8 protein-coding genes are annotated in these 10,685 nt (G+C 49.8%); 6 read left to right on the top strand and 2 right to left on the bottom strand.

Going from position 1 to position 10,685, the window contains the following annotated elements:
* Positions 1-20: 20 nt before the first annotated feature.
* Complete coding sequence (locus ACYVEA_RS30870) at positions 21-1,169, bottom strand: glycoside hydrolase family 18 protein (RefSeq protein WP_461117229.1); 1,149 nt, start codon at positions 1,167-1,169, stop codon at positions 21-23.
* A gap of 135 nt (positions 1,170-1,304) precedes the next feature.
* Here ACYVEA_RS30870 and ACYVEA_RS30865 point away from each other — a divergent pair, with 135 nt between their 5' ends.
* From ACYVEA_RS30865 to ACYVEA_RS30845, 5 genes are all read left to right on the top strand, one after another.
* Positions 1,305-2,351: a sensor histidine kinase gene (locus ACYVEA_RS30865; RefSeq protein WP_461117228.1), complete on the top strand. Its 1,047-nt coding sequence runs from the start codon at positions 1,305-1,307 to the stop codon at positions 2,349-2,351.
* Positions 2,332-3,165 (top strand): LytR/AlgR family response regulator transcription factor, encoded by an 834-nt coding sequence (locus ACYVEA_RS30860; RefSeq protein ID WP_461117227.1) that lies wholly within the window; start codon positions 2,332-2,334, stop codon positions 3,163-3,165. The genes ACYVEA_RS30865 and ACYVEA_RS30860 overlap by 20 nt, the downstream gene beginning before the upstream one ends.
* A gap of 102 nt (positions 3,166-3,267) precedes the next feature.
* Positions 3,268-4,719 carry a S41 family peptidase gene (locus ACYVEA_RS30855; protein ID WP_461117226.1) on the top strand — a complete coding sequence of 484 codons (1,452 nt, stop codon included), beginning with the start codon at positions 3,268-3,270 and terminating at the stop codon, positions 4,717-4,719.
* A 453-nt stretch (positions 4,720-5,172) separates the two neighbouring features.
* Positions 5,173-5,508 (top strand): PadR family transcriptional regulator, encoded by a 336-nt coding sequence (locus ACYVEA_RS30850; protein WP_461117225.1) that lies wholly within the window; start codon positions 5,173-5,175, stop codon positions 5,506-5,508.
* Positions 5,505-8,165, top strand: coding sequence for an ABC transporter permease (locus ACYVEA_RS30845; protein ID WP_461117224.1), 2,661 nt, complete (start codon positions 5,505-5,507; stop codon positions 8,163-8,165). Before ACYVEA_RS30850 ends, ACYVEA_RS30845 begins: the two co-directional genes overlap by 4 nt.
* Before the next feature lie 147 nt (positions 8,166-8,312).
* Here ACYVEA_RS30845 and ACYVEA_RS30840 read toward each other — a convergent pair whose 3' ends face one another.
* The gene (locus ACYVEA_RS30840) at positions 8,313-9,497 is read right to left on the bottom strand and encodes a hypothetical protein (protein ID WP_461117223.1); all 1,185 of its coding nucleotides are present in this window, start codon (positions 9,495-9,497) and stop codon (positions 8,313-8,315) included.
* A gap of 104 nt (positions 9,498-9,601) precedes the next feature.
* On the opposite strand from ACYVEA_RS30840, the gene corA reads away from it, so the two are divergent.
* The gene (corA, locus tag ACYVEA_RS30835) at positions 9,602-10,684 is read left to right on the top strand and encodes a magnesium/cobalt transporter CorA (protein WP_461117222.1); all 1,083 of its coding nucleotides are present in this window, start codon (positions 9,602-9,604) and stop codon (positions 10,682-10,684) included.
* The last annotated feature ends 1 nt before the right edge of the window (position 10,685 follow it).

The raw sequence follows: 10,685 nt of genomic DNA, 5'->3' as shown, positions 1-10,685 counted from the left end.
TAGGCGACACATCAGGTAAATCACTTGCTCAAATCCTGAACCAGCGCGTTGAGCAGGGCACTTTTCTGCTGCAGATCATAGACGTATTCCCAGAACATAACACCCGCCAGATGCTTCGATTTGACATAGTCGACCCGGTTTTTGAGCGATTCGGGATCCGCGTAGGAGATGAAAATACGGGAGGTTGGATTCCACAGATAGGGGGATTTTGCTACGTCATCCCAGTGGCGGGTAAACCCGTTTTTATTGATGAATGCCGCAACCAGCTCGTCATAGCTGATAAACGAGTGTTTGCCGCTGGCCGGTTGATAAAGCCCGTTGTTCCGGGCCTTCGCATCGGCCCAGCCGCGCCCGTAAAAGGGAAGACCCAGCACGATTTTGCTGGCGGGAACACCCGCCTGAATGTGTCCCTCAACAGCGGTTACACTGCCGTTACGGGCGTGGGGCACCTTATCCGACTGATATAAAGGACTGTGATGGCCGGTTTGCCTATCGTTTCCGTGATAAAGATCATAGGTCATAATATTGACGTAGTCGAGGTATTTCTGCGCGTTGCCAAGCTCCGTGTGCTTCACAAAAGCGGTGTCGCCCCCGGTGGCGGCCGTCAGTAGGTAATGATTCGCGCCCGCGCGTTTGTCGACCTTGCCTGCTTCGTCCAGCCGATCCCGGATGGCTTTCAGAAATAACGTGAAATTCTGCTTGTCTTCGGGCCGGAAGATGTTGCCAGCTCCAATCTGACCGGGGTATTCCCAGTCAATATCGACGCCATCGAGTTTGTGTTTTTTGAGTAGCGCTACAGCACTATTGGCAAATTTCCGACGGGAAGCCTCTGTCAGGGCCGCATCCGAAAAATACGTGCAACCGCCCCAGCCGCCCACCGAAATCAAAATCTTCAGGTCTTTGTTGATTGCTCTCAACGACGTCAGCGCGGCTAGATTCGCGGCATCTTTGGTTGTTAAGGGCGCCAGTTCGCCGTTTTTGGCTGGAATGGCAAACGCGTAGTTAATGTGCGTAAGTTTCTGAGCCTCAATCTGATTTTTTGTCCATCCATTGCCGCTTACGTAGCCGATCATGACGTAGCGCCGGGCTTTGTTGACCGATTGGGCCAGGCAAAAACTAGTGTGTCCAAGTAGGGCAATAGTGAGGAAGAAAGCAGCGAAGAGTTTCATAGTAGAAGCTTAAAAGACAGCCAAAGATAGCCAGGCGAGTTGAGAGCCGCTATCTATCCGTTTTAGCGGGCTTTTCCGACAGTTCGGTCATCATTCGCTTTTGCTTCAGCAACGGTTTTGGCATATTTACGACGAATGGAAAAACTGAACGATCGGTGGTTGCGGCTGGTGGGCGTGCCGCTGATTTCAATTGTCTCGAATTTTATTTTCTTCCAGCCCGATAACGACGCTCGGCATATTGGGCGAGGCTGGGCGCTGGGCGTTAGTCTGGTCGAGTGCGTACTGGTTTGGGAGGTGGCGCGGATTGGCATTATTCAGGCACGTCGGCGCTATCCTCGTCTGGATCAGACACGGTTACGTATGCTGGTGCAGGTCATCTGGTTTACCGTTACAATGGTGATTCAACGGGTGGGCCTTGTTTATATCTACGACAAAACGCAGTTCTGGGGATATCCGATGACCGAGCGATCGTATTGGGTCAATACGATGATTCCGTTTCTGTTCATTGTGCCGCTGGCTGTCATATACGAAGCGCGCTACCTGTATCATCAGTGGTGGGCAACGTATTACGAAGCGGAACGACTCAAGAAAGAAGCCCTCCAGAGTCAACTCGATTCGTTGAAGGCCCAGATAAATCCGCACTTTCTGTTCAATAGCCTCAGTACACTCTCGTCGCTGGTCGGTGAAAATCCGAAGCAGGCCGAGCGGTTCATTGAGGAACTGGCGTCGGTATATCGTTACGTATTGCAGACGAACGAGCAACTGCTAACAAGCCTGTCGAGCGAGGTGCAATTTATTCAGGCGTATTTCCATTTGCTGCAAATGCGTTTTGGACGTAGTGTTGAACTGGATATAGCTGTCGATAAGCACTATATGGCCTTTTTTATCCCGCCCCTTACCTTGCAACTGCTGGTTGAGAACGCTGTCAAGCACAACACGGCATTGCCCAGCAAACCGCTCCTCATTCGAATTTATACTGATCAGGAGCAACGTCTGTTTGTCGAAAATAGCCTGCGCCGGAAACCGAATGTAGTGCCATCAAACCGAACCGGACTGTCAACCATTATCACCAAATACCGGCTGCTGGGGCAACCTGACGTGGTTATTAAACAAACCGATGATTGCTTTCAGGTGATGGTGCCGTTAATCAGGGAAACGAGCTATGACTATACTTATCATTGAAGACGAAGAACCGACGGCCCGTAAACTCCAGCGACTCCTAGCCGACGTAGTGGCTGAGGGCCGGGTCGTGGGGATGACGGGTAGTGTTGAAGAGTCGGTTGAGTGGCTACGTGCCAACCCCAAACCCGACCTGATCTTTATGGACATCGAACTGGCGGATGGGCAGAGTTTCGATATTTTCAGTCGAGTACCCGTAGCGAGCCCGGTTATTTTCACAACGGCCTACGACGAATACGCCATCAAAGCGTTTAAAGTCAATAGTATAGACTACCTGCTTAAGCCCATCAAAGAGGCTGATTTGCGACAGGCATTGACCAAACTTCAGGCGTTACGTAATGTGTTCGCTGACCAGGAACGTAAATCAGGGATGAACAGTCTGGAAGTGTCGATGACGAATCTACTCCAGCAACTTCAGCACATTGCTCCGAGTGCCACACCCTCCATCCCCCATGCCCCGCGCCCCATGCCCTCTGCTTTCCGTGATCGCTTTATGATCAGGCAGGGACAGCGGCTTTTTTCGGTGAGCATCGACGAGGTCGCTTATTTCTTCTCCCGCAACAAACTGTCGTTTCTGAAAACCCGCGACGAACATGAGTGGCTGGTTGATTACACAATGGATGAACTGCTTCAGATGCTCGACCCCCGGCGCTTTTTCCGACTCAACCGACAGGTGATTGCCGAACTGCGGGCCGTTGATAAGGTCCATCTGTATTTCAACGGGAAACTTAAGATTAACCTGCGCCCGGCTTTTGAGGAAGAGGTGGTGGTCAGCCGCGATAAAGCCGGTGAATTGAAGCTGTGGTTGGGTGAGTAAATCCGACACTTCAGCCGAAAAACCGAGCTCTTGGGTAGTGGCTTCGTTTGAGTAGCGCATTCTGTAGACCAGTTTTGTGTCGTTAACTACCAACAACGACTAATGAAATCAATTTTGTTTTCCCTTATCCTCAGCCTGACGCTGAACGGATCGCTTACCGCGCAGACGCTTACGCCGGAACAACTCCAAACTGATTTTACTCGCTTTAGAACGGCCCTCAACGAGGTTCACCCGGAAATGTATCGCTACACGCCGAAACTTGTCTTTGACTCACTCTTCACCACCACAGCTGCTCAACTGAACCGGCCCATGACGCAGCAAGAATTCTACGTAACGATGATGCCCCTGTTGGTTGCCCTGCGCGACGGACACATCAAATGGATTGTTTCCGGGAAAGATGAACATTACCCCTTCTTTAGCGAAAAGCTATTTCCGTTAAAGCTATATTTTCTGAATGAAAAAGCCTGGATAGTAGGCAACTACGGTCAGGATTTAGTGCCTGAGGGAGTAGAGTTGGTGTCAATAAATGGAAAGCCCACTACTGAAATCGTTCAGACGTTAGTACCCAACATGACCTTTGCCGATGGCAATCGGATAGGCGGGAAGCTGGAAGACCTGAACCGCTATTTTTCGGGTTATTATGCTACGTTCATTGGTGTCCCTGATACGTTTACCGTTACGTATCGAATGGGTTCGGAAGAGAAAATCGTTACGTTGCCGGCCGTTACAGAGAAAACCATTAAAGCGTATGTCGAGGCTCACAAACCTGCTTCCCAAAAGCCGTTTCGATTGACGTTTGCGGATAAGCAAACCGCTATCATGACGATTGAGGGATTTTTTACTGAGGGGAATGGCCTGAAATACAAGTCGTTTTTGCAGGATGCTTTTCGGGAAATCAAGACAAACGGTATTCAGAATCTGGTGCTCGATGTGCGGGATAACGAAGGAGGTGAAGAATCGCTGGGTGTTCTGCTATACAGCTACTTAGCCAACAAGCCGTTTCGTTACTACGATCATATCAGCGTTCGGCAAAAAAAGAAGTACTCGTTCCCGGCCTGGACATCGAAGCTATATCGGATGGCCAAATTCATCGTCGTGAAAAAGCGTAAGGATGGGTATGTATTCACGGCGCAGCGTGGACTAAAGGTTACGAAACCTCAAAAAGATGCCTACCACGGCAAGCTCTACGTGCTGCTTAACGGAAACAGTTTTTCCGTCACGACTGAATTTGCAGCCCGCGTTCATGCCGACAGATCATCCCGACCGGGAGGGGCTACGTTCATTGGACAGGAAACGGGCGGTGGGTATAAGCTGAACAGCAGCGGTATTTTTACGATCACTCAATTGCCCAATTCTAAAATTGACCTCGGTATTGGCATGTTTGGCTTTCATATGGCGAACGTAGCCGCCTACCCATACACCGACCGGGGCATTATTCCCGACCACCTCATTGCCCCCACCGCCGACGATAGGTTGAAACATCATGACCGGGTGATGGACTTTACAATGAAACTTATCCAGTCGCCAACGTCCGGTCTGACGAAGTCGGAGTAAAAAAGAATACTGATTGATTCAGTGGATTCTATAGCTTTTATTTCCTGGCAGGTACAATGGAAACTATAGAATTCACCAAATCAATAAAATCAAAGGCCAGTCGAAAGCTAACCTGTCCCGCCAGGTAGTTTTGCAGACGGGGTCGTAAAGCCTTTATCTGAATATCCAGATTTTTAAGGCATCAGCTTCGTCGTAGCCCCAGCCCCGTAGAAAAATACATTGTTTAACAGGCCATTGGCGTCAAGCTTTATCGGTCTTGTTGACGTGAGTACGATCACCTTAACAGCCGTCCAGATCTGGACGGACGAACGTCCGAAAACGGACGATACGCACCCGGAGAAAATACGAAATGGGCGTTTTTGTGCCGGTAGAGCCTGTAGAAGGTGTTGGCCTTTGATTTGCTATGCAAAAGGGAAAGATAAATTTTATTTCCTTAGCAGGTAATACCAAGGTATGAAAGGTACTCAATTAGGTGAGTTCGAAGAAATTGTCCTGCTGACGATCGCGCTGCTCTACGATGATGCCTACGGCGTAGCCGTCGTGGAGAAACTAAGTAAGCATTTGGCGCGGCCCATGAGCTTGGGGGTTGTTCACCGAACCATGCAGCGGTTAGAGGAAAAAGGGTTGGTCTGTTCCCGTTTTAGCGAACCCATCGCTGAACGGGGCGGACGGAGCAAGCGCTTGTTCACGATATCTCTCGCGGGTGAACAATCCTTGCTGGAAGCGCGACGTATCCGGAATGAATTGTGGGAGGCTATTCCGAAAACCGCTTTTAGCCAACTGACATGAATCGAAAAAATAGACACTCCCAGAGCAGGCAAGCGGAGCCCCCACGCTGGGCAGAGCAATTATTGGTTCGATTGGCAGCACCTCATATACGAGATGAAATTCTGGGTGATCTGTATGAATTATTTCAGAAGCGAGTCCAACGATACGGGTATACCAGAGCCCAGCTGCTGTATGTGCTGGAAATGCTGTTGCTACTGCATCCCCGGCTTTGGCGTAACCAGGCTCAATCGACTCCTTTTTACCCTGAAACGACGGATTATTCACAACCAAACCCAATGGTCATGCTAAGCAATTATGTTAAAATCGCTTTGAGAAAACTGAATCGGCACAAATCGTATACGCTGATCAATGTGGTGAGCCTGAGCCTGGGTATTGCCTGTGCCATTCTGATCTTTACGCTAATCAGATATCATCTGAGCTTCGATACGTTTCATGCCGATCAAAGCCGCATTTATCGGATTTACACCGAGTTTCATGGCGATAAAGTGAGTTACAGCACAGGTGTTCCCAATCCAATGGGCGAGGCATTCCGAAGCGGGTATAGTGTTGCGGAGAAAGTCGGCCGTATTGCCTTTTTGCCAAAACGAGTGGTGACCGTATCGCCCCAGAAAAAGTTTGAAGACGATATTGCGTTTGCCGATCCGGATTTTCTGAACATGGTCAATTTTCCGCTACTACAGGGTAATCGGCAAACGGCGTTGCAGGAACGAAATACAGCCCTTATCACGGATCGAATCGCTAAAAAATATTTTGGCACTCAAGACCCTATCGGTAAGCTGCTACGTGTGGATGAGGCATTGGCGATACGGATTACAGGTGTTCTTCAGAACCTGCCGCCCAACACCGACTTTCGTTCAGAAATCTATATCCCCTTTGGCAATTTGCAGGACCATAGCCCCTGGATGGTCGAAAAAGACTGGTGGTTCAGTGTCAACAAAGAGATGCAGTGTTTTATCCGGCTCAAACCGAACGTAACGGCGGCAGCGGTCGATTCGTTGATTCTTTCAGCGATTTCGGCTACACACTATGATAAAGAGATGGCGAAGTATTTTCGATTTAAATTACAGCCGCTCGCCGATGTTCATTTCAATCCGAATCTGCGTGGGCACACCGAGAAAAAAAACCTCTGGACCTTTGCGCTTATCGGCTTTTTTCTGGTCGTCACGGCCTGTGTCAACTTCATTAACCTGGCAACAGCTCAGGCACTGGGCCGCTCCCGGGAAATTGGGGTTCGAAAAGCGTTAGGAAGCCAGCGGGGAGCGCTTTTCTGGCAATTTATTACGGAGACGGCTCTCATTGCCGGCATAGCCCTGATTATTGCGTTGGGATTGGCGTACCTGGTTTTGCCTGTTGTCAATCAATGGTTTGACATTGAACTGGCACTTAATCTGATGACGGATACGTATCTACTGGCCTTTTTGCCCGGTTTGCTGCTGATCGTGATTTTTTGTTCTGGTGCCTACCCCGGCCTGATTCTGACTCGTTTTCAACCCGTGCTGGCGCTGAAAGGAAAACTATCCCAACAGTCGGTAGGCGGTTTTTCCCTGCGAAAGGGGTTGGTTGTCGCTCAGTTTGCGATCACTCAACTGCTCATAATCGGCACGCTGATCATTACCAGCCAGTTGCGATATTCTCAACAGGCTGATCTGGGTTTTCGGAAAGAGGCCATGGTCATTCTTCCTATTCCAGACAATAAAAACGCAAAAATCACTACGTTGGGCGCACAGTTTTCGGAGCAATCCGGTGTCGAAAAGGTAACCTTTTTTGATACACCTCCTGCCTCTGACTTCCTGGGAAGGACCAATATTCGCTTTGATTCACGTCCCAAACCGGAAAATTTTTCCATTTCCATTAAAGCCGCAGATCATCAGTATATCCCTACGTTCCATATACCCATTCTGGCCGGACGGAACGTGTATCCGTCGGACACGATCCGGGAGTATTTGCTCAATGAAACGGCCGTGAAGGCCCTTGGAGTAGCTTCTGCACGAGATGTGATCGGGAAATCCGCTACGATCAATGGCCGACCGGGAACCATCGTTGGCGTTATGAAGGACTTCCATTTTAAATCATTTCATACCGCCATTGAACCACTTTGCCTCACGACCCAAAGCCAGAATTATGGTAGTTGCGGAGTAAACGTAAATCTGGCCAATATAGGACCAACGTTAGCCGGACTCGAAAAAGCCTGGACAGCCATGTACCCTTCTTCCATTTTTACGTATCATTTCCTGGACGAGGACATTGCCCGGCTCTATAAACTGGATAATATGCTACTAAGGCTCATTCAGGCGTTTGCCGGTATTGCTATTTTTGTGGGTTGTCTGGGCTTATACGGATTGGTCTCGTTCATGGCAGATCAGAAAAAGAAGGAAATCGGTGTGCGCAAGGTATTGGGGGCCAATACGTCCGGCATCCTTTGGCTGTTCGGAAAAGAGTTTACTCGCCTGTTGCTGATTGCGTTTATACTGGCCGCTCCGCTGGCCTGGTGGATCATGAACAAGTGGCTGATGGGGTTTGTATATCGGATTGAACCTGGCGCTGGCACTTTTATTCTGGCGATTCTGATCACGTTCATTGTCGCTTTAGTGACTGTTGGTTTCCAGAGTGTGAAAGCCGCGCTGATGAATCCGATGAAGACCTTACGAACGGAATAAATGATAAGCAGGTTGCTCGCCAAAATGACGTTTTTGGCGAGCAACCTGTGAACGACGTTCACAGGTTTTCATCGGTACGTTCTTTGTTGAACTCAATGAATTAGACCGGGGGCTGCGTCGTTCGCTTCAGTAGAATTACCAGAGCGTTTATTGGTCCTTAGCATACTTCGCCTGTAATCGCCGGGCCACATCGTCGGCCAGTTCATCACGCATGCTGTCGTAGAGTTGCCAGCGGGAGGGTGAAAACATATTGGCGCTTTTCAACGATTGACCGTTTAGCGCTCGGTCGTCACCACTGAACGTTTGCCATTCGGTATACCAGCTACGGCTTTCCGAAATGGGTTCCTCCCATAAAACCTTTCCCGTTTGTGTTTCGATTGCCCGCATCTTGAGATCAAGCCCCGCCCGAATTTCCCGTCGATACGTAGTTAGCGTACCATGCACTTTCTCTTTGATGTCTACTTTGGTCGAGTCATTAATCTTCTTCTCGCCCACTTTGTATTCCTGATTACTGTAGACGGTGGTAGAGGAAGAGGAATTACTTTCATTGTATCCCGTATAATCCGTTACAACCATCTGGATGGCCTGATGAATAGGGTACCCCTCGCCCGCCATTTCGTTGGGTGGGTAAAGCCGGACAAAGGTTGATGGGGCCGCATTCCGGCCAATCTGTTGCAGAATCAACTGTTGCAATTCCTGATTATCGTTGGGATTAATTTCGTTTGTTGGGCTGAGCGGCTCCACAACCACCCGCAAAATAGCAAAGGGGAAAGCCTCGTCTGATTTGGCACGCGCTTGCCGGTAATTCGGTATCCAGTCCAGAGCTTTCCGGTAATTCAGGTAGGCATCTTTTGCCGCCAGGCGGTTTTCCTCCCGATAGGCAAACGCCTGTTCCGCAACCGCATAGCGATCCGTGGCTGCCAGTTCGCGGGTTTCCTGCTGCCGATCCTGATACGTTGTCGGATAGGCAGCCAGCCACGTAGCACAACTGTCGCAGGTTGGCGGTATGCCACGCCGGGCATTGTCGGTCAGCGTCTGGAGTTGTTCATATTCATGATACACACGTTCCCACCGAAAATCCGTGTTGCTGGACGGGGAGGACAACCGGCGAATGGCTGTCTGATGCTGTTCGTAAGCCTGAATGAAGGCCTGTTTCAACACCAGCGTAGCGGCCGGATGACCCCGCTTGCTCAGGCCCGGTCGTTGACCGAGCCGTTGTGACGCTTTCTTAACGGCAAGATCAAACTTGCCCTGCCGGAGCGCCGTTTTGCCACTACTGCAGGCGTTCAGTAAAAAAGCGGCTGTAATCAGGAAAAGGAAGGAGCGATACATACCGTTAAAATACGATTTTCTGAACATTAGATAAGACACGTAGTAGTTGGTTTATCTTTGATCCGAAAAAGGAGTTGTCCGTTGGACCGCCCATTTGATAAACTATGTCGAGACGCCGACACAATCGCTCGGCCGAGAAAACCCTCGGTACGTCGCCCGGTACACTCACCTACGTGGGAGTGGAAATCGAACACGCGACAAAAATCAAACGCATCGACTACAATGCGACCGATTATCATATCGACGCGCCGACAAAGCTGATCACCTGCCAGTTACCCGTTCCCGAAACGCCCTACGTGCACTGGATCGATGTTGACGGCATTCATGAACCACAGGTTGTCGCGGCTCTTGGCAGGCAGTTTCACCTGCACCCACTGCTGCTCGAAGACGTACTGAATACCGAGCAAAAACCCAAGATCGACCTGTATGACGATACGGTGGTATTCGTGACACTCAAAATGTTGCATCATAGTCGGGAGCGGCAGGAAATCGAGATTGAGCACGTTAGTCTGGTGCTGGGTAAAAACTACCTGATCTCGTTTCAGGAAGAGCGATCCAAAGACATATTTGAGCCGGTCATCGAACGGATTAAACTGTCGTCGGGCAAGACGCGTCGCAATGGAGCCGATTATCTTCTCTACGCGTTGATGGATGTTATTGTCGATCATTATTTCCTGATCACCGAACGGATCGGCGAGAAGATGGACGAGCTGGAAGATGAAATTGTGCAGGAACGGGCCACGCAGCAAACGCTGGGCACGCTGTATAAGCTCAAGCGCGAACTGGCCTTTATTCGCCGAACAGTTCATCCGCTACGTGACGTGATTGCTACGTTACTTCGTGAAGAATCCGAGCTGATTCAGCACAACACGCTGCCGTATCTACACGATCTGGCCGACCACGTGAACCAGATCATTGAAACGCTTGAATCCTATCGGGAACTTACCTCCGGCCTGATGGACGTTTATTATTCGATCGTCAGCAACCGCATGAACTCGGTCATGAAAACGCTCACGATTTTCTCGGCGATTTTTATGCCCTTAACGTTTATCGTTGGTGTGTATGGCATGAACTTCGAAAACATGCCTGAGCTAAAAACCCGCAATGGCTACTTTGTGGTTTGGGGCGTAATGGTGGTGGTGACAATTGGTATGATTACGTATTTCCGCCGACGTCGGTGGATGTAAA

Source organism: Spirosoma jeollabukense (assembly GCF_054777855.1).
Note: the sequence above shows the minus strand (reverse complement) of the source record. Positions and strands in the feature narration are given on the sequence as shown.